The 18,934-nt window shown below is 65.5% G+C and carries 22 protein-coding genes and 1 pseudogene; 15 read left to right on the top strand and 8 right to left on the bottom strand.

Annotation, left to right across the window (positions count from 1 at the left end):
• Positions 1–98: 98 nt before the first annotated feature.
• From B7X65_RS21360 to B7X65_RS21325, 8 genes and pseudogenes are all read right to left on the bottom strand, one after another.
• A pseudogene (locus B7X65_RS21360) lies at positions 99–1,589 on the bottom strand (AAA family ATPase); the annotation flags it as partial.
• 9 nt (positions 1,590–1,598) lie between these two features.
• Positions 1,599–2,324, bottom strand: a complete 726-nt coding sequence (gene nucC, locus B7X65_RS21355; RefSeq protein WP_003050273.1) for a CBASS effector endonuclease NucC — start codon at positions 2,322–2,324, stop codon at positions 1,599–1,601.
• 38 nt (positions 2,325–2,362) lie between these two features.
• Positions 2,363–3,265 (bottom strand): CBASS oligonucleotide cyclase, encoded by a 903-nt coding sequence (locus B7X65_RS21350; protein WP_003105624.1) that lies wholly within the window; start codon positions 3,263–3,265, stop codon positions 2,363–2,365.
• A complete protein-coding gene (gene cap7, locus B7X65_RS21345) occupies positions 3,265–3,765 on the bottom strand; it encodes a type III CBASS phage resistance system CD-NTase-associated protein Cap7 (protein WP_003090159.1) in 501 nt (166 codons plus the stop codon). Before cap7 ends, B7X65_RS21350 begins: the two co-directional genes overlap by 1 nt.
• On the bottom strand, positions 3,762–4,232 hold the full coding sequence (cap8, locus tag B7X65_RS21340) for a type III CBASS phage resistance system CD-NTase-associated protein Cap8 (protein ID WP_003105626.1): 471 nt from the start codon (positions 4,230–4,232) through the stop codon (positions 3,762–3,764). The genes cap7 and cap8 overlap by 4 nt, the downstream gene beginning before the upstream one ends.
• The gene (locus B7X65_RS21335; RefSeq protein WP_003105629.1) at positions 4,229–5,143 is read right to left on the bottom strand and encodes an AAA family ATPase; all 915 of its coding nucleotides are present in this window, start codon (positions 5,141–5,143) and stop codon (positions 4,229–4,231) included. The genes cap8 and B7X65_RS21335 overlap by 4 nt, the downstream gene beginning before the upstream one ends.
• Before the next feature lie 17 nt (positions 5,144–5,160).
• Positions 5,161–5,736: a PIN domain-containing protein gene (locus B7X65_RS21330; RefSeq protein ID WP_003109777.1), complete on the bottom strand. Its 576-nt coding sequence runs from the start codon at positions 5,734–5,736 to the stop codon at positions 5,161–5,163.
• Positions 5,733–6,203, bottom strand: a complete 471-nt coding sequence (locus tag B7X65_RS21325; protein ID WP_003050245.1) for a helix-turn-helix domain-containing protein — start codon at positions 6,201–6,203, stop codon at positions 5,733–5,735. The genes B7X65_RS21330 and B7X65_RS21325 overlap by 4 nt, the downstream gene beginning before the upstream one ends.
• Before the next feature lie 203 nt (positions 6,204–6,406).
• On the opposite strand from B7X65_RS21325, the gene B7X65_RS21320 reads away from it, so the two are divergent.
• The 15 genes from B7X65_RS21320 (at position 6,407) to B7X65_RS21250 (ending at position 18,928) form a co-directional block, all read left to right on the top strand.
• Positions 6,407–6,790: an RAQPRD family integrative conjugative element protein gene (locus B7X65_RS21320; protein ID WP_003120001.1), complete on the top strand. Its 384-nt coding sequence runs from the start codon at positions 6,407–6,409 to the stop codon at positions 6,788–6,790.
• Positions 6,787–7,020: a TIGR03758 family integrating conjugative element protein gene (locus B7X65_RS21315; protein ID WP_003050225.1), complete on the top strand. Its 234-nt coding sequence runs from the start codon at positions 6,787–6,789 to the stop codon at positions 7,018–7,020. Before B7X65_RS21320 ends, B7X65_RS21315 begins: the two co-directional genes overlap by 4 nt.
• Positions 7,021–7,036: 16 nt before the next feature.
• Complete coding sequence (locus tag B7X65_RS21310; protein WP_003090173.1) at positions 7,037–7,396, top strand: TIGR03745 family integrating conjugative element membrane protein; 360 nt, start codon at positions 7,037–7,039, stop codon at positions 7,394–7,396.
• A gap of 11 nt (positions 7,397–7,407) precedes the next feature.
• Complete coding sequence (locus B7X65_RS21305; protein WP_003105639.1) at positions 7,408–7,806, top strand: TIGR03750 family conjugal transfer protein; 399 nt, start codon at positions 7,408–7,410, stop codon at positions 7,804–7,806.
• Positions 7,803–8,495 carry a PFL_4703 family integrating conjugative element protein gene (locus B7X65_RS21300; RefSeq protein WP_293596263.1) on the top strand — a complete coding sequence of 231 codons (693 nt, stop codon included), beginning with the start codon at positions 7,803–7,805 and terminating at the stop codon, positions 8,493–8,495. Before B7X65_RS21305 ends, B7X65_RS21300 begins: the two co-directional genes overlap by 4 nt.
• Positions 8,492–9,403 (top strand): TIGR03749 family integrating conjugative element protein, encoded by a 912-nt coding sequence (locus tag B7X65_RS21295; RefSeq protein WP_293596262.1) that lies wholly within the window; start codon positions 8,492–8,494, stop codon positions 9,401–9,403. The genes B7X65_RS21300 and B7X65_RS21295 overlap by 4 nt, the downstream gene beginning before the upstream one ends.
• On the top strand, positions 9,393–10,811 hold the full coding sequence (locus B7X65_RS21290; RefSeq protein WP_003109776.1) for a TIGR03752 family integrating conjugative element protein: 1,419 nt from the start codon (positions 9,393–9,395) through the stop codon (positions 10,809–10,811). Before B7X65_RS21295 ends, B7X65_RS21290 begins: the two co-directional genes overlap by 11 nt.
• Positions 10,792–11,241 (top strand): TIGR03751 family conjugal transfer lipoprotein, encoded by a 450-nt coding sequence (locus tag B7X65_RS21285; protein ID WP_042178567.1) that lies wholly within the window; start codon positions 10,792–10,794, stop codon positions 11,239–11,241. Before B7X65_RS21290 ends, B7X65_RS21285 begins: the two co-directional genes overlap by 20 nt.
• Positions 11,241–14,123: a conjugative transfer ATPase gene (locus B7X65_RS21280; RefSeq protein ID WP_042178564.1), complete on the top strand. Its 2,883-nt coding sequence runs from the start codon at positions 11,241–11,243 to the stop codon at positions 14,121–14,123. The genes B7X65_RS21285 and B7X65_RS21280 overlap by 1 nt, the downstream gene beginning before the upstream one ends.
• Before the next feature lie 24 nt (positions 14,124–14,147).
• Complete coding sequence (locus B7X65_RS21275; protein WP_293596261.1) at positions 14,148–14,915, top strand: thioredoxin domain-containing protein; 768 nt, start codon at positions 14,148–14,150, stop codon at positions 14,913–14,915.
• Between the two features lie 178 nt (positions 14,916–15,093).
• Positions 15,094–15,588 (top strand): DNA repair protein RadC, encoded by a 495-nt coding sequence (gene radC / locus B7X65_RS21270; RefSeq protein ID WP_012205990.1) that lies wholly within the window; start codon positions 15,094–15,096, stop codon positions 15,586–15,588.
• 164 nt (positions 15,589–15,752) lie between these two features.
• Positions 15,753–16,199, top strand: coding sequence for a TIGR03757 family integrating conjugative element protein (locus tag B7X65_RS21265; RefSeq protein ID WP_293596260.1), 447 nt, complete (start codon positions 15,753–15,755; stop codon positions 16,197–16,199).
• Positions 16,196–17,143: a TIGR03756 family integrating conjugative element protein gene (locus B7X65_RS21260; protein WP_012205991.1), complete on the top strand. Its 948-nt coding sequence runs from the start codon at positions 16,196–16,198 to the stop codon at positions 17,141–17,143. The genes B7X65_RS21265 and B7X65_RS21260 overlap by 4 nt, the downstream gene beginning before the upstream one ends.
• Before the next feature lie 10 nt (positions 17,144–17,153).
• Positions 17,154–18,560 carry an integrating conjugative element protein gene (locus B7X65_RS21255; RefSeq protein ID WP_008266424.1) on the top strand — a complete coding sequence of 469 codons (1,407 nt, stop codon included), beginning with the start codon at positions 17,154–17,156 and terminating at the stop codon, positions 18,558–18,560.
• Positions 18,557–18,928 carry a hypothetical protein gene (locus B7X65_RS21250; RefSeq protein WP_014596088.1) on the top strand — a complete coding sequence of 124 codons (372 nt, stop codon included), beginning with the start codon at positions 18,557–18,559 and terminating at the stop codon, positions 18,926–18,928. The genes B7X65_RS21255 and B7X65_RS21250 overlap by 4 nt, the downstream gene beginning before the upstream one ends.
• The last annotated feature ends 6 nt before the right edge of the window (positions 18,929–18,934 follow it).

Genomic DNA, 18,934 nt, shown 5'->3' with positions numbered 1-18,934 from the left:
ACAGGAAAAGCAATGAAATCAACGATCTACCCACACCACCCCCGCGCCAACGCTGGGTTTGCGTACCGCCAGTTATTGCACTGAAAACGAGGGGACCCCTGCAGGCGGTCCCGCTCCTGGGCCATCGCGCCGCGCTGGGCATTCACGTCGCGCGCCTGCGCGTCGAAGCCTTCGATGATCTGTGCGATCCGTAAGAGGGCTTGCCAGGCGCGCTGGTCCCCATTCACCCCGCCGCCGAGCCAATTGCCCGCCGACGTGGGAGGCAGCAGTGGCAGGCCCGCGGCCTGCGATTCGGCAGGACAAGCGACCCCAGCCGCCGCCACCACGCGGCGCATTTCGTCACACAGCGCTCGGACCGCCTCGCTCAACTGCGTCCGATGCCCGGCCTCCTGCTGCTGCAGGACGGCCAGTTGCGCGAGCTGCTCCAGGCCCATTCGCGCCCTGGCGAACGGGTCCTGCGCCACGGCGGCCAGTTCGGTTCCACATGCCGGACACGCGGTCGCCCCGTCCGCCAACGCTTGCACGGCCTCGTAGAGCTTCGCGTACGACACCTCGCCGGCGCGGGCCGCGAGTTGCGCGGAAGACGCTTGCCACAGTCCCTGGACGCGGTAGGCCTCTGCCAGCAACGCTTGCAGGCGGGCCTGGGTCACCTCGTGAATGGCAGGCGGGTTGGCGTCCAGCTGAGCCTGGACATACGGTAGCCGTCCTTGCTGCTGCGGCGTACCCAGCAGCCAGTCCACGCAGGTTTGATAGGTCGCGCCAGGTGACATGCGCTGCGCCAAAGCTTGTTCCAGGCCCTCGACCGCTGCGATCTTCTGCGGGTAGGCGGCGATGGTCTGTTCGGAGTTCGCCAACTGCAGGCGACGCTGCGCCAGCTGCGCCGCCTGCACGCCGGCAAGCATCAGGTCCTGATCGAGCGAGGGGTTGAAGCCGCGCACGAACTCGCTGAACTGGTCCACGCCGAACAGGGTGGCGATGAGCTGGCGCTGATCGCTCGGGGTCCGCGCGGCGATTCGGGCGAAATCGTCGAGGCGGTTCTTCTCGATGAAGCAGAAGCGATACTCAGCTTCGTCGGGCTGGACGGCCTGCGCCTCGCCCGCCGCCGTAGACGACAGGACTGGCACGATGTGGCGGCGCAGGCGAGCGTTGTTGCAGTACGTCCGCTGGTCGACCCGCTTGGCCTGCGCTTCGCTGATCGAACCGAGCATCGCCACTTCCAAGGCTTCGCAGAAGCTGCTCTTGCCGGTGCCGTTGGCACCGTAGACCAAGGTGATGTCATGGCTGAGGTCGAACGTCTCCTGCCGCATGAATCCTCGAAACGGCCCGACTTCGAGCTGGTGCAGTCGCCCGAGCGCCGGCCCGTTTTCGGGGCCGCGCGCGTCCCCGTCGTAGGCGACAGGCATCTGCGCCAGATGCGCGATGGCCAGCGGCGCCAAGCGCGTGGAGCGCCCCCGGCGTGCAGCACCGACCTCGGCCAGTGGCTGCAGGTGATCGAGCACCAGGTGCGCCAGCCGGCGCACGTCGTCGTGCACGTGCCGCTGCGTCAAGTGCGCCAGGAACCGGTGGTACTCCGAACGTATGCTTGCCACAGCGACCCCTCACTTGGTCAACCACTGACCGTAAGCCTCCACATCGATCATGGGGACCGTTCCACTGAACTGAAGCTGCGCGATCAGCTTGAAAAGAAACGCGGTCGCCGGCTTGTTTTCGTTGGTGTAGCTGTACGCGCCGCTGGCTTGGTCATAGAAAAAGTGCCCGTGGGCGGCAACGCATCCGATGTCCAGACGCCCCTCGGTGAGGTTTGCGTTCAGCGCCTTGTCCATGGATGGGCCCAATGCAGGACTCCATTCGCTCTCGAAGGTGAGCAAGCCACCCAGAATCGGAATCAACGGCTTCGCTGGGTAGGTCCCGCCAGCGTGCGGGATCGGCAGGCTCGTGCGGTGCAGCCTGCGCACACTGGCGACCTTCTCCTGGGCATAGGCCACAAGCCCCGCGTCAGCCGTCTGCTTGGCCTCGAACACGGCGTACACGCTTTCGGCTGGAATGATCGTCTCGTTCTCGTAGGTGAAGATAAAAGGCGAATATTGCCGATCAAACACCACCACATCGATCTGCTGGCTGAAGTTCCCCAGGCTGTCCACCACATGCGCCTTCGCCGCCTGGTACCGTTTGGGCAGATAGGTATCCAGCATGTCGATCCAGACGTTCTCGCTCGCATCCCCCTTCGTACCCGGGTGACCGAAGGTCTTGCGTACTACGGACAAGCGCTGCTGGATGTCTTCATGCAGGGACGACAGGAGCTGGGAAAGCGACCACTGGGACATGCTGTACCTCGATGGGACGTGTATGGAAGCCGATGGAATCAGGACAGTGGGAACTTGGGGCCAAACAGTGCGCGCCAGGCGCGAAGCGCTTCGATATTGCGACCACGACGCGCGTGGTCGATGGCGATGCTTGCGTCCTGGCTCGCCTGGAACAGCAGCTGCTGCGCGCGCTGCTTGCGCGCGGCATCCATATCGTTGCTGATCGCCGGGCCAAGTCCGGCGGGATCCGGCCACTCGTCATGAACACGATCGGCAAGCGTGGCAAAGAACGACTGGATCTCGCGATCGAACGATCCTCCCCAGCCGCCGTAAAGACACTCAAGGGCCATTACCTCGATCAGGAACGAGGGCTTCACCGGCTTCTGATCGCCGTGCTTGGGATTGTTGTTCCAGTACTTCACCATGCGCACGAGACCTTTCCACTCATTGCCATAGGCTTGGTGCGCTGCGGTCGCCTTGTCCTTATGGATCTCCGGGTCCGTCTTGATCCACTTTCCGGACGCCGTATCGGGGATCTCATACTGGTCGCCGGTGTCGAATGCGGGCACCGCATCCACGCTGACCACCCGGTAGTCCGTGTTGTCCTCCGCGTCGATGTGAACACCGAAATCCACGTTGATCGAGCGCGCCTGTTTGCGCACGGCCGCCGAACCGTATTTCTCCACCAATGCAGAGTGGAAATCATCCAGCACTACCGATGCGGCCTTGCCGTGGTAATGCTTCTCCGAGTCCTTCAGCACGAAGAAGATGTCGATATCCTTGAGCGGCTTCGTCTTCGTGTATCGAGCATAGGACCCGGTCAGGAAGCTGCGCGCAATGCCGAACTTGGTCTGCAGGTAGTCCCGCACTTCGTTCTGGCGTTGCGAGGCATTCTTCTGTTCGCGTTCGTTGAGTTCCAGACGCGACTTGAACTTGCGAAAAGCTTCATCGATCGACAGCATCAGCGTTGCCTCCAATATCCGGCCTGACCCGCCAGGCCGCTGTGTTCGACAGTCGAGCCTAGGCTCTGCTTGACCATTCCATCCGTCGAGCGATAACTTCCTTTGCTCCACCCCTCCACATCAGGCCGCCCTGGCTTTGTATCGAGCATTAACTTGTACTTGGCCTGCGATGGCAGCAGCCCAGCTTTCTTGATCGCGTACTTCAACTGCTCGGTATCTGTCCAGAAGCTGCCGTCGCCATCGGACCACCCATACACGATGTCGATATCCCATCGGGTCACGAGTTTGTCGGTTGCCGGGTTGTAGATCTCCAGAATCACCTTGCGCAGATCACCGGTCCCGAGCCACGTCTTGATGGCTCGGGTATTGCTCTCCCAGCGATCCGCGAAGTGCTCGGGGTCCAGCCCACTGAGCAGGATGATGTCTTTCAAGCTCTTGAGGATGTTGTCGGTCACATAGGTAACCGAGTGCGTGTACGAGTAGGTGGCGACGGTGCTCATGACTTGAGGAAACCTCCGAGGTCGAGCGACAGCGCTTGTCCAGCATCGGCCTGCGCCTGCGTGGCAATTCCTTGGCTCAAGTCCCGTGCAATGATGCGAGAACTGTGCTTTTTGAGCGCGGTTTGCACCCAGCCGAGCTGCTCCTTCGGACACGGCAGCGAGACTCCCCAGTCTCCCTTCAACGGCTCGAACCCCAAGACTTCTTCGTTGGCATCATCACCATCGATCGCGTCTTCGTCGAAGAGGCAGTAGATCCTGGTCCGTGGTCCATCGCATGTCGCAACGATGGGCGCGCTCTTGGGTGCCTGGTCGGCGATCAAGCTGGCGGCCACGCCCGCCACGGCCCTGAGTTCAGAGCGAGCCGTGCCGTCCTTGCCCTGAGTGAGCAGTTCGACAATGGCATCCCACGTCTGCAACGCATCGCGGTGCGGCGAGCTGCGAAACGTCCGGCTGACAACGGTGGTCATTTTTGCTTCCCTCCTTGAAGGCGCATTTGCGTTGCCTGTCGTATCGCACTGCGCAGGTGCTCTACGGAAAGCTTGTTCGGATCGATAGCCACTTGCGGGTCGGCCGCGAGGGCGTTGGCTACGACCTTGCGAATGGCCCGACCATCCAATCCGACGCACTCGCCAGCGCACGCGTCGAACTGGTGAGCCGAGGAAAGCTTGCCAATCCCCGGAAATGTCTTTGCCAGGCCATTCAGGCAGTCCACCAGGATCTGCTTGCAGGCATCCTTGCCGGGCAGTGGCACCTCCATCACCATGTCGCAACGAGATAGGAAGGCACTGTCGACGGCCTGTGGGAAGTTGCTGGTGGCCACGAACAGCAGATGCGGGTTGCGTTCGGCCAACATGTCCAACTGCACCAACACCGCGTCGGTGGCCCGGTGCACATCAACCGGGTTGGCTTCCAGGCTGAGCTTGGCTCGATCAGCCGCAAGCGTTTCGACCTCGTCCAGAAGGACGATCGTCGGGCCCGCCGCTGCGGATTCTGCGATCGATTGCGAGAACAGGTCTGCCACGGCGCGTTGAGTCTTTCCCATTGCAGAGCTCGTCAGCGTGTGAGGCTCTACTTCCAGCAATCGAAACTTCGCAGAAGAAAAAGATTCGGCCACACGATGCGCCAAGCCCCGTGCCAAGGAGGTCTTCCCAGTCCCCGGCGGGCCGACCAACAAGATCACGCCGTGCAGGGGGAGTACCGTGCGCTCCACCTTGGGGCGCACCGTGAAGTTGACGATCGCCTGTGACAGCAACTGCTTCTTGAGAGCTTCGTCCATGACGATGGAATCCCACAGGGCGCCCAGCGACGTGTCCGGCAGCTTCCAGCTTCGATGGATGCCTTTCGGCAAAGTGGCGTCTGATGAAGGATTCTTGGTCATCCGTGGCTCTCGGCGGGTCAGAGAATGGTGCGATAGGTCGCCAGCACCTTGGTCGTTTGCACAAGGCCTTGGCGCAGCAGGATTTCGAGATAGCGGTCCACCTCGATCGGCGGATGCTTGAGTTGGGCACGCTGGCGCTGCGCAGCCGACACCACGGCGGCCGCGTCCAGATCCAGTAGGTTGTCCACAAACTCATCGGGGTGCTGCGATTCGATGCCGTACGGAGCCAGCAGATCGTTCGGGAAGTCCCGTTCGTTGAACGTCACAATCACGCTCGCACCGCAGCGAATCGCCGCAGCCAGGACGTGCCGGTCGTCCGGATCGGGCAATGTCAGGCCTGCCACGAGCGCTTCGTAGCCCTCCACCAAGCCGTCCGGAATTGCCCGGTCCATGAGATCCGACGTCCTGTCGACCTGAACCCGGGTGAGATCGGGGCGGTTGATCAACAGGTTGCGTTTCCACTCCTCATGAATGGCTTGGCTCCACCGCGCCCGGAAGCGGCCAGACAGGCCGAGCCACATCAGGAAATCCCGCAGTGGCGCGGGATATAGAACGCACGCGTCGTAGACGGCGGTGAATGGGGAATGCCTCATTCGTATCCCATTCCCAACTCTTGCGACTGCTGAGCGAGTTCGGCCATCGCCTGCTCACTGGCGCGCTCGCGCGCTTCCTTGTACTGCATCAGATCGGCGAACCTCACCCTGCGGTGCTTGCCGGTGCGATGAAATGCCAACACCCCATCTTCGAGCAGCTTGACGAAATGGGGACGGGACACGTTGAGCAAGTCCGCCGCCTCTTGGGTCGTCAGCTCTGCATGGACGGGCACCACCTTTACTGCATTGCCATCGGCCAACTCGGCCAGGATGTCGACCAGCAGGCGTAAAGCCGAGGTAGGCAGTTCCACCTGATGAGCCTGTTTGTGGTCATCAAAGATCTGGATGTGCTGCGTCTCGAACTGGGTTGCGAGGTAAGCCGCCAAGGCACGTTGACCCTGGACGGCTGCCTTCACCTCTCCCGCGGCGGGAAGGGTCATCTTGGATTGGGCAGTGGCGGTGGTCATGGGTAGCTCCTAAGCGAAAACGGTTGCAGAGCCGATCATATTCGAAATACTCGAAAAACGCAATAATCGAAGCGCGACCCGGGCTTTTGTAGGTTCGCTCGCAGCATGCCCAATCCGGTCGTCCGCCAGTTCCTATTGTTTGCGGCCTGAAACAGCCCTGATCTCCACGATCAACCCATTGCTGATCACACAGGAATGGCGCGATGGTGGCTTCGATCTGGCTGCGCGCCGCGCATCGCGGCGTGCCCACTTTTTTCGTGACGGCCCTCGTGCTGGGCCAGTCCCCGATGGCATTGGCCGAGTCCCCGGCGCAGCGCCAGGAGTTGGTCGCCGCGCTGCGCCAGCTCGACGCGCTGGAACGCACCGTCGCGGACAGCGCCGCGCATGCCCCCATCCAGCCGGGCGAGCGCTACCACTTCGATTACCCACGGCTGCTGGCTGACCTGGCGCGCGTGCGCGCCGGCATCCAGTTCCACCTGACGCCATCACGCGCTCAGCCGCGCGACCCCTCCGAACTGGCCGGCGACTACCGCACCGAGCGGGCCGCTTCGCCATCGCCGAAGACGACTGCGGAGGGCGAGCAATGAACGGCGCCCAGGTCTCGGCATTTCAAGCCAACAGCGGTATCGCGCCTTCCGCGATGGCGACCGTCCTGGTCGGCGTCGTGTTCGCGGTCCTGCTCGTGTGGGGCGTCTGGGCCATCCGAACGGCCTATGTGGGGTGGTCCGAGAGCCGCCTCAACCAGCGCCAGTTCCTCGGCGTCTGCATCCGCTTCGTCGCGATGTACCTCGTCCTGAGTTTCTTCCTCCTGTCCTGACATGAAAGGCCCGACCATGCACAACCGCAACCTCACTTCCCGTTTTGCCCAGCGCGCCGCCGTGGCCCTGGGCGCCGCCGCGCTGCCCGCACTGTCGTTCGCGCAAGGTCTGCCGCAGTTGGAGAACCCGACGCGCGGCACCGGCAACGGCATCATGGAGACCATCCGCAACTACGGCTACGACATCATCATGCTCGTGGCCCTGCTGGTGGTGGCGTCGATGTTCATCGGCGTCTGCTACCACGCCTACGGCACCTACGCGGAGATCCACACCGGCCGCAAGACGTGGGGCCAATTCGGCCTCACGGTCGCCATCGGCGCCGTGCTGCTCGTGATCGGCATCTGGCTGCTCACCGAAGCCACCGGCATCCTGTAAGCGAGGCCGGTATGTCCGAGCAGCAGCACGTCCGTGCGGACGGGACGGTCACGTTCCTTCCGCACCGGCTCAACCGCCATCCCGTGGTCGTGCGCGGCCTCACCGCCGACGAGCTGTGGATCTGCTGCGGCCTGTCCGGCGCGGCCGGCCTGCTGGTCGGCGCGCCGCTTTCGTGGGTGTTCCGCACGATCGCCATCGCACCGACGTTCGTTGTCCTGGGCGTGGCCTTGGGCGTGTTCATCGGCGGCGGCATCCTGCGCCGCCTCAAGCGTGGGCGCCCCGACACCTGGCTGTATCGACAGTTGCAGTGGCGCATCGCAACGCGCCATCCGCTGATGGCCGGCTGGGTGGGCGGCCACGTGCTGATCTCGCGCTCGGGCTTCTGGTCCACCCGCAGGAGCATGCGATGAGCCGCTTCAAGAACGAGATCGCCCACCTGCAGGCGCACATCAAGACCTTGCGCCTGGGCGCGGGCGCGCTGGTCATTGTCGCCCTGGTCATGGGCGGCGGCTGGTGGAGCGCGCCGCGCGACCTGACCATCCACGTCCCGCCCGACCTGCGCTCTGGCAGTACCCGCAAGTGGTGGGAAGTGCCGCCCGAATCGGTCTATGCGTTCACGTTCTACGTGTTCCAGACGCTGAACCGCTGGCCGACCAATGGCGAAGAAGACTACTCGCGCAACCTCCATACGCTCTCGCCGTACCTCACCCCGTCCTGCCAGGCCTTCCTGCGGGCGGACTATGACTACCGCCGCTCCACGGGCGAGCTGCGTCAGCGCGTGCGCGGCATCTACGAGATTCCCGGCCGCGGCTATGGCGACGACCCCACGGCGCGCGTGCGCACCGTATCCGATCGCGACTGGGTGGTGACGCTGGACATCACGGCGGACGAGTACTACGGCGCCGAGCAGGTCAAACGCACCCTGGTGCGCTATCCGATCAAGGTCACGCGGGTGGACGTCGATCCCGCCCGCAACCCGTTCGGCCTGGCGCTGGACTGCTACGAAGGCGCGCCCCAGCGCATCAGTGCACCGGAGCCGGCGCGCCCGGCGCCGAGTGACCTGAATCCGCAAGCGCCTCAAGGAGGAAACACCCCATGAAGCATCCTGTACTCGCGCTGCTGGGGCTACTGGCCGTGGCCGCGGCACCCGTCGTCCAGGCGGTGGAGATCCTGCGTTGGGAACGCATGCCACTGGCAGTGCCGCTGAAGGTCGGTCAGGAACGCATCGTATTCATCGACCGGAACGTGCGCGTGGGCGTGCCCGCAGGCGTGGGCAAACGCCTGCGCGTGCAGAGTGCGGGCGGCGCGGTGTACCTGCGTGCCAGCGAGCCGATCGAGCCCACGCGGTTGCAACTGCAGGACGCCGACACGGGCGCGCTGATCCTGCTGGACATCGCAGCCGAACCGCCCAAGGACGGGGAAGCCGAGCTGGAGCCGGTGCGCATCGTCGAGGGTGACAGCGCACCGGGACGCTATGGCGAGCAGGCCGACAGTGCCGAGGCCCCGGCACGCGCCCAGGGCCAGGCAGGTGCGCGGACCGCGCGGCGCGAAACTCCGGTCCCTGTCGTGCTGACGCGCTTCGCCGCGCAGAACCTCTACGCACCGCTGCGCACCGTCGAGCCGCTTCCGGGCGTCATGCGGGTCAACCTTCCCCGCGACCTCGACCTGGACACACTGATGCCAACGCTGCCGGTGCGCGCGGCCGTGCTCGCGTCGTGGCGCCTGGAAGACCAATGGGTGACTGCCGTGCGCCTCACCAACACCGGCGCCGACTGGGTCGCGCTCGACCCGCGCGTGCTACAAGGCGATTTCCTCACCGCCACCTTCCAGCACGAGGCGCTGGGCCCGCGCGGCACGACCGAGGACACGACCGTGCTGTACCTGGTCACGCGCGGCCGCGGCCTCGCGCAGTCGCTGCTGCCGGCGATTCACCGCTTCGACCCTGCCGTGCATCTGCCGCAGCCGGACGGCGACGAGAACGCCAAGGAGGCCCGCCATGCGCAGTAACGGCCTGCTCAAGTGGCTGATGATCCCTGTCGCCATCCTGGTGCTGTTCGCCGGTATCCGGCTGTTCTCGGGTGGAGGCGGCACGGCGCCACCCGCGGCGGACAACGGCGCCCAGCTCACGCCCGAGGAAATGAAGGCGCTGGGCATCGAAGGCGACACCCCGCGCGACACCGTGGCGACGCTCGTTGCCCAAGTGAAGCAGTTGCGCACCGAGCTTCAGACCGCGCTCTCGGACAACAAGTCGCAGCGTGAAGAGAACCAGCGGCTGCGCCAGCGCGAGAACTCCATCGACCAGCGCATCAACTCGGCGCTCGAATCCGAGCGGTCCAACCTGCGCCGCGACCAAGAGCAGGCGGCCAGCGCGCGCCAGCAGACCGAAGGGCTGCTCGCCGACCTGCAGCGGCGCCTGGACAGCATCGGCGGGCGCGGCGGCGGCCATGCGGACCTGCCCGTGGGCCTGGGGCTGCAGGGCGGCGACGAGGCCGGCATGGAGGGCGGCGTGCGGTGGGTCGAGCCGGACGACGCAAAGCCCGCCGAGGGGCGCAACGGGGGGCGTGGCGCGAGCGGCGGCATGAGCTTCCCCACGAGCTTCGGCCCGGCGCAGAGCACGCTCGAAACCACCGCTGAAACCGTGGCCAACGCGGGCGCCCGCGCCGCCGGGGTCAAGAATGCCAAGCCGGTCTATACCGTGCCGACCAACTCGACGCTAATGGGATCGGTGGCGATGACGGCCCTGATCGGCCGCGTGCCGATCGACGGCACGGTCAACGATCCCTATCCGTTCAAAGTTCTGGTCGGGCCGGACAACCTGACCGCCAATGGCATCGACATTCCCGACGTGGCCGGCGCCGTGTTCAGCGGCACCGCCTCGGGCGACTGGACGCTCTCGTGCGTGCGAGGTCAGGTGCGCAGCATCACGTTCGTCTTCAACGACGGCACGATTCGCACGATCCCCGAAGACCGCGAGGGCAACCAGCAGAACAACCAACAGCGCGACGGCTTGGGCTGGATCAGCGATCCCCACGGCATTCCTTGCGTCAGCGGCGAGCGGCGCAGCAACGCCCAGCAATACCTCGGCTCGCAGGCCCTAATCACCGCGGCCGGTGCCGGTGTGGCCTCGCTCATCGAGAGTGGCAGCGGCCGCATGTCCTATGTCGGCTCGGACGGCTCCATCGGCACCGTGGGCATCACCGGCCAAGAAGCGGTCGGCCAGATTCTCGCGGGCGGTGTCCGGGACATGTCGGCCTGGGTCAACAAGCTCTACGGCCAAGCCTTCGCCGCCGTCTATGTCCAACCCGGCGCCAAGGTTGCCGTCCACCTCGAAAAGCCGCTCGCCATCGACTTCGATCCCGAAGGCCGCAAGGTCGATCACCGCGCAGGAGAAAGCCATGCCCTTGAACTTGACTAACCTGGCCCGTGGCCTAGCACTGGCCCTCGCCGTCGCGGTGCTCGCCGGCTGCGCCACCAGCAAGGAAAAGCTGTTGACCCACGGTGACCGCACGATGATGGACATCTGGCAGCAGGAGGCCGGCGACGGCGGTGGCGCAGCCGGACGGAACGCCGGCCGCCAGTTGCTCGATGCGCGCCAGAGCCTGCGTCGGCCCCTGACCGACGCCGACGTGCAGGCCGCACCTGTCGAGCAGATGCGCTACACGCGCACCGCGCGCAATGAGGTTCACCGCCAGTTCCAGCGCCTGCCCAATCCCGATCTCGTGATGTACGTGTACCCGCACCTGGCCGGCACCGATCCCGTGCCGGTGCCCGGCTACACGACCGTCTTCCCGCTCTACCAGCGCATCCAGTACGCGATGCCGGGCGAGCGCGTGGAGGACTACTGATGCGGTGGAAACTCCCCTGGCCGAAGCTGGCCGGCGTCGGCTCTAGCAACCCGGCCAGCGATGAGCAGCCGGACAGCTGGCAGCGCCACGTCGAGGCCTTGCGCCAGGCCGGCATCCCCGAACCCGGTTCGGCAGTCCACGGCCGCAAGCCAGCGACCCTGGCCGACGAGCAGGCGCTGTACGACGTTGCGCCGTCCTTCGTGGAACTGCTGCCCTGGGTGGAGTTCATGCCCGAGTCGAAATCGATGCTCCTGGAGGACGGCCAATCGGTGGCGGCGTTCTTCGAGCTGGTGCCGCTGGGCACCGAAGGCCGGGAGCCTGGCTGGCTCGCCCACGCCCGCGATGCCCTGGAAAACGCACTCCAAGACAGTTTCGATGAACTGGACGAGAACCCCTGGGTGCTCCAGCTCTATGCCCAGGACGAACCGAGCTTCGACCAGTACATGCAGACGCTGCGCGACTACGTGCAGCCACGTGCGCGCGGCTCGGCGTTCACCGAGTTCTACCTGCGCTTCTTCGGCCACCACATGCGCGCTGTGGCCAAGCCCGGCGGCCTGTTCGAGGACACGGTGGTCACGCGGCTGCGCTGGCGCGGCCAGACGCGGCGCGTGCGCATGGTGGTGTACCGCCGCGCGAGCGGTCAGGGACAGGCAAACCGCCGCGGCCAGACACCCGAGCAGATGCTGGGCATCGTTTGCGATCGCCTGTGCGGCGGGCTGGCGAATGCCGGCATCCAGGCCCGGCGCATGGTTGCAGCGGACGTTCACGACTGGCTGCTGCGATGGTTCAACCCGCGCCCCACGCTGCTCGGTCCTGGGGCGGAGGACCGGGAGCGCTTCTACTCGCTGGCGCGCTACCCGGACGAGACCGAGGCCGGCGAGATCGAGTTGGCGAGCGGGCGGGATTTCAGCCAGCGGTTGTTCTTCGGGCAGCCGCGCTCGGACGTGGCGCAAGGGGCCTGGTACTTCGACGGCATGCCGCACCGCGTGCTGATCACCGACCGGCTGCGCATGCCGCCCGGCACGGGGCACCTGACCGGCGAGACCCGCAAGGGGGACGCGATCAACACGCTGTTCGACCAGATGCCCGAGGACACCTTGATGTGTCTCACGATGGTCGCCACGCCGCAGGATGTCCTGGAATCGGATCTGAACCACCTGGCGAAGAAGGCCGTGGGCGAGACGCTGGCGTCGGAGCAGACCCTCAAGGACGTGCACGAGGCCCGCTCCCTGATCGGCAGCGCGCACAAGCTCTACCGGGGCACGCTGGCGTTCTACCTGCGCGGGCGCGACGAGGCGGAACTGGATCGGCGCGGCCTGGACCTGGCGAACGTCATGCTCAACGCCGGCTTGCAACCGGTGCGCGAGGACGACGAGGTGGCGCCGCTCAACAGCTACCTGCGCTGGCTGCCGTGCTGCTACAACCCCGGCAAGGATCGGCGCCGCTGGTACACGCAGCTGATGTTCGCCCAGCACGCGGCGAACCTGTCGCCGGTGTGGGGCCGCGCCCAGGGCACGGGGCACCCCGGCATCACGATGTTCAATCGCGGAGGCGGCCCGATTACGTTCGACCCCTTGAACAGGTTGGATCGGCAGATGAATGCCCATCTGTTTCTGTTTGGCCCTACGGGCTCGGGCAAGTCCGCCACGCTCAACAACCTGCTGAACCAGGTGACGGCCATCTACCGGCCGCGGCTTTTCATCGTGGAAGCCGGCAACAGCTTCGGCCTGTTCAGCGACTTCGCGCGGCGCCTGGGCCTGACCGTGAACCGGGTCAAGCTGGCCCCCGGATCGGGCATCAGCCTGGCGCCGTTCGCCGACGCACGCCGGCTGATCGAAACGCCCAGCGACGTGCAGACGCTCGATGCCGATGCCCTGGACGAAGACCAGCCACCGGATGCCTCGGCCATGGAGGCGGATGAGCAGCGCGACGTGCTCGGCGAACTGGAGATCACGGCACGGCTGATGATCACGGGCGGCGAAGACAAGGAAGAAGCGCGGATGACGCGGGCCGACCGCTCGCTGATCCGCCAGTGCATCCTCGACGCCGCCGAACATTGCGTGGCGGAGAAGCGCACCGTGCTCACGCGCGATGTGCGCAATGCACTGCGCATCCGTGGCCAGGACCCGACGTTGCCCGAGATGCGCCGTGCGCGGCTGCTGGAGATGGCGGACGCGATGGACATGTTCTGCCAAGGCACGGACGGCGAGATGTTCGACCGCGACGGCACGCCGTGGCCCGAGGCCGACATCACGCTGGTCGATCTGGCGACCTATGCCCGCGAGGGCTACAACGCGCAGCTCTCCATCGCCTACATCAGCCTGATCAGCACGGTGAACAACATCGCCGAGCGCGACCAGTACCTGGGACGGCCGATCGTCAACGTGACCGACGAAGGTCACATCATCACCAAGAACCCGCTGCTCGCGCCCTATGTCGTGAAAATTACAAAAATGTGGCGCAAGTTGGGCGCCTGGTTCTGGCTGGCGACGCAGAACATCGACGACCTGCCACGTGCAGCGGAGCCGATGCTCAACATGATCGAGTGGTGGGTGTGCCTGTCGATGCCGCCGGACGAGGTGGAGAAGATCGCGCGCTTCCGCGAACTCTCGCCGGCGCAGAAGGCGCTGATGCTCTCCGCACGCAAGGAAGCGGGCAAGTTCACCGAGGGCGTCATCCTCTCCAAGAGCATGGAAGTGCTGTTCCGCGCCGTGCCGCCAAGTCTCTACCTCGCGCTCGCGCAAACCGAGCCCGAGGAGAAGGCAGAACGCTACCAACTCATGCAGCAGCACGGCGTCAGCGAGCTGGATGCCGCCTTCAAGGTGGCTGAGAAGATCGACCGGGCACGTGGCATCGAGTCGCCGACCCTGGACCTGCCCTGAATCTGCCGTACACCGGAGAACGCCATGGAACAGAAACGTCCTTCCATTCCGATGCAGGTGCAGGCGTTCCGCCGTCGGCACTGGCGGCCCAGCTGGCCTTGGACAGTGGCCGCAGCGCTGGTTGCACTGCTGCTGATCTGGCTCGTGTCCCGTTGGCCCGGGCAGTCCACGCCTCAGACTTCAGCGCCAGTCAGCGAGACGCAGGTGGCTGGGCCTCCGTGGCAGATGGGCAATCCGGAAGGACGCTTCACGCTGACGCTCTACGCGGACCTCGAATGCCCGTTCTGCCGGTCCTATTTCCCAGTGCTCAAGCGTTGGGTGGCCGGCAATGCGGACGTGGCCTTGCAATGGCATCACCTCCCGTTGGCAGCGCATGAGCCGGCCGCGTCCGCGGAAGCGCGCCTGGCGGAATGCGCGGGCCAAGCCAGCGGTCATGCCGCCTTCTGGCAGGCCGTCGAGTGGGTATATGCCCACACGCGCAGCGACGGTCAGGGCTTGCCCGAGGACCTGCGCTACCCCGACCTTACGCCACCCATCGAGCAGTGCATCGCGAGCGAGCGGCCCGACGCGGCGATTCGCGCCCAAACTGCGGAAGCCACGAACAGCGGCGTGACCGCCACGCCGTCGCTGCGGCTACACGATCGCGAAACCGGCAAGGCTATCCTGCTGCAGGGTCCGATCGAGGGCGATGCCTTGCTGTCGGCCATGGACATGCTCGCGGCCGGCGATCCCGCCGCCACACCTACTACATCGGAAATGCCTGCCGACGTCGTCGGCGACATGCCCAGGTAGCCCGCGGTCATTGAGGCTACGGCGCAGCACGCTGCGCTGACCGCTACCCGTTCGCCCCGCATCTTGGCCGCGAACGATCACCGCTGCTGCGGTGATGGATGCACCTTGTTCCATTCCCTGGAGGGCCTGCCCTCCAGGGGCATGTGCGCCCTCCGATTTCCCTGCCTGGAGGTTCGCCATGTCTGTCGTCATCAATGACTCCTGCCTGGAGTCGCTTTCCGATATTTCTGTTCAGAACGAGGACTGGATCGTCCAGCAAGCCATCGTGTTGCTGGAGCGACGGGTTTTCAAAGCAGGGCCACGTCTTGAACGGCCCGCTGCGGTCAGGGACTACCTTCGCTTGAAGCTGGTCGCCGAGCCCAATGAGATATTCGTCGTCGTGTTCATGAACAGCATGCACGACGTGCTGGCCGTGGAGCCGATGTTCCATGGAACGATCAATGCGACCTCGGTTTATCCGCGTGTCGTGCTGCAACGCGCTTTGCAACTGAACGCCGCTGCGGTCATCTTCGCCCATCAGCACCCCTCGGGCACCACCGAGCCATCCAATGCGGATCGCTTGCTGACCGAGCAGTTGAAGACGGCCTTGGCGCTTATCGACGTGCGGGTACTTGACCATTTCGTGATTGGTCAGGGCACACCGTACTCGTTCGCCGAGTCTGGTCTTTTGTAGGAAGGCCCGTGGTTCACTGATCACAGCGGGGGCTTCGGCCTCCGCTTTTTTCCATGCGGCAGCACCGAACAGGTATGCGGGGTGCCCGCGATGCGCATTGTTTGTTGGGGCGGCAGCGGGTTCGCGTTCGACTATGGCTCTGATCAACTTCCAGGGCACGCGACATGCCAGCATCTTTATTCCGCTTCGCATCCGGCTGGCGAACCCTTGGCCTGGCCGTTGCACTGCCGGCATCCTTGGCCGTTTTCAGCCCAGCCACCTTCGCCGCCGATGTGGTGGTCGTCACCGACAGCCGCCACCCGGTCAAGACCATGGGTGGCGAGCGGTTTATCGAGTTGGATGAAGGCCCGCGCATCGAAGCCGAGCTTTCCGCACAGCTGCCCGCCGATCCTGAGCAGGCCACGGCCATCGTCAAGCGCCGTCTGAACAACGGCGGTGCCGACCTCCAGCGCCGCATTGCTTCCGCATACCAGGGCGTCGCCGACGCATGGAGCCTGGGCGTCACCAGCATCCCGGCGGTCGTGGTGGATCAGCGTTACGTGGTCTATGGCGAGCCGGACGTGGCCCGTGCCGTCGCGCGCATCGAGCAACACCGGAGGCCGCAGCCATGACCCGACCCTTCGAGCGGATGCGCCGCCTGCGTGCTGGCGTGGTCTCAGTGCTGCTGCTCAGCGCCACGGGCAGCTACGCCCTCAACACCGCAACCATCGTTGGCTCAGTGGCATCGCCGGACTGCCTCGAATACCGCGTCGTCGGCATCTGCTACTGGCTCTACTGCACCTGGACGGGCTGCACGGTGCGCACATCCATCAAGGTCCGCCACTACATCCCCGATGCGGTCGTCTCCAGCTACAGCAACACCGGCGAGAACCCTTGGGTCGAAGTCCGGGCGATGAGCGCGCCCAACCCATCCGCGCAGGCCGGCGGGGACGGCACCACCAACGAAGACCACGAAAACAATCTCGCCAAGTTCAAGAACGCGGACGTCATCGGCCATCCCGGCGTCGAGGTGTTCAACCAGTTCGTCTCATCGTCGGGCTACTTCTGCGAGGGCGCGGGCACGGCGTTCATGCCGTATCTGCTCAGCACCCTGGACACACTGGCCTGGCGCTACAACGTGCCGGAGATGGCCTACCCGGAGGCACTAATTCCGGGCAGGCGCGAGGTCGGCGCGCGCACCACGATGAACCTGTGGGGCAACGTCTATCCACGCGGCGGCTTCCTGCACCAGGCCGACGACCACAAGGCCGGCGCCGTGGTGGCCCAGCGCGCCGGCGATGTCGTCACGCGCCGTGGGCAGATTCACGTCTATCAGCCGCTGCTCGCCAACTCGCGGCCCGGTTACTGGCCTGCCGGCGCGCTGATGGAAGGCGATGCCTCGACGGGCAAGTGGCAGGAACTCACGCCCGTCCTGTCCTCGTCCTGCACGGTGTTCCCGCGCAGCGGCTTCCTGACCCAGGCGCAGCAGGGCGATTACGCCTGGGCGCTGTGGCGGCCCTATGCGTGCTGCGAACGTCGCGGCCAGGTATTCCTCGGCAGCGTCGATTTCCAATGAGGGTACGGCGATGAAGCGTCCTGAACTGACAAACCTCTCCACCAAGGCGTGCCGCCTGCTGCGTCCCACGGTATTGGCTGGGCTGCTGGCTGGCGCACTCGTTCTTGGCGGCGGCCTGGCGTGGGCGCAGGCCGGATTTCAGACCGGCGGCTCCGTGATCGGCGACGAAGTGATGTATTCGATTGGCGGCGGCAGCGCGGTGTCCATGGGCCGCGCGGCCGGCATGCGCTCGATCGGCGTTGGCGTGGGCTGGAACAGCAACCTGATCTGCGGCGACATGAGCATCCAGACCACGCTGCGCAACCAGCTCAACGGCGTCACCAACGGCTTTCAGCAGATCATGAGCAACGTGATCCAGAGCGCCACCAGCGCGGTGGCATCGCTGCCTGCGCTGATCATCCAGCGCGCCGATCCCGGCCTGTACAACCTGCTGACCAACGGCGTGCTGCAGGCGCGCCTGGATTTCGACCGCTCCAAGCTGACCTGCCGTGCCATGGCCGAGAAGATGGCCGACACGGCGGGCGGACAACTCGGCTGGAGCCAGATGGCCGAAGGCATGGCACTGCGCGATGCGGTGTCGAGCACGGATGCCGTGTCGGCAATTGAACAGGCGGAGACGCGCCGCGGCAACGACGGCGTGCCTTGGGTGGGTGGTAGCAATGCGGGCGGCGCAGGCCAGTCGGCCATCCGCGTGGTCGGCGACGTCACCCGCGCAGGCTACAACCTGGTCAACGGCCGCAGCGTGACCGACACATCGTCCATCGCTGCCGCCAGTTGCGCGAGTCTGTCTTGCCAGACCTGGACCTCGCCACAGCAGGCGACCGAATGGGCCACACGGGTTCTCGGCGAACAGGTGCAGCGCACTTGCGATGCCTGCACCAAGACCGAAACGGTGCCCGGCGTCGGGCTGACGCCGCTGATCCAGGAGGAGTACGAGGCAAAGCTGGAAGCCTTGCAGGAACTGGTCTCGGGAACGCGCAACACCACCTTCGAGAACCTGCGTGCGGCTGGCAGCACCTCGCTGCCCATCACACGCGGCGTCATCGAGGCGCTGCGCGACGAGCCGGATCAAGACCTGCTGGCGCGGCGCCTGGCCTCGGAGGTCGCGCTGGCGTCGGTGCTGGAGAAGGCATTGCTGCTCCAGCGCACCCTGCTGACCGGCAAGAAGGAGCCCAACGTCGCGGCGAACCAGTTGGCGGTCGAGGCCGTGAACCACGAGAGCGACACGCTCGACCAGGAAATCCGCAACCTCAAGACCGAGCTGGAGCTGCGCCGCGAGCTGGCGAACAACTCGCCCATGGCCATCATCCAGCGCCATGGCACACGCGCGGCTGGCTCACGTGGCATCTACGAAGGCGATCCCATTCCCGACCGCCTCGACCGGCTCCAGAAGGGCAATCCGGGAGGCAACCCATGAACCCGTCGCGTGCCAGCTGGCTGCGCCCGCGCTGGCTGTTCAACCGGCGCGCGATGAAGGCGCTGCTGTGGACGGTGTTGCTCGTTGCCGCCGCTGTGGGCGCCAACATCGTCGGCATTTATCTCGTCGGCAGCGTTGCCAACTGGGAGCGGTGGCTGGCGGCCACGGCAGGCTACTTTCTAGTGTGGCGGATGTGCCTGTACGGCGCGACAGCCTACGGCTGGGTCTGGATGCGCCGCCGGCTGCTGGCGCGTGAGGCCCAACGCGGGGCTGATAGGCAGGCGCGACGGCGCCTGCTGCGCAGCGAGATCGCCGGCGTCGCCGCCATTGTGGCGCTGGAAGCCAGCCTGTTGATGCAGGCCGCTTGAAGGGGC

This window comes from Polaromonas sp. 39-63-25 (assembly GCF_002278925.1).
Classification (GTDB): domain Bacteria; phylum Pseudomonadota; class Gammaproteobacteria; order Burkholderiales; family Burkholderiaceae_C; genus Polaromonas.
The sequence above is the reverse complement of the archived record's forward strand: the minus strand, read 5'-3'. Positions and strand labels throughout refer to the sequence as shown.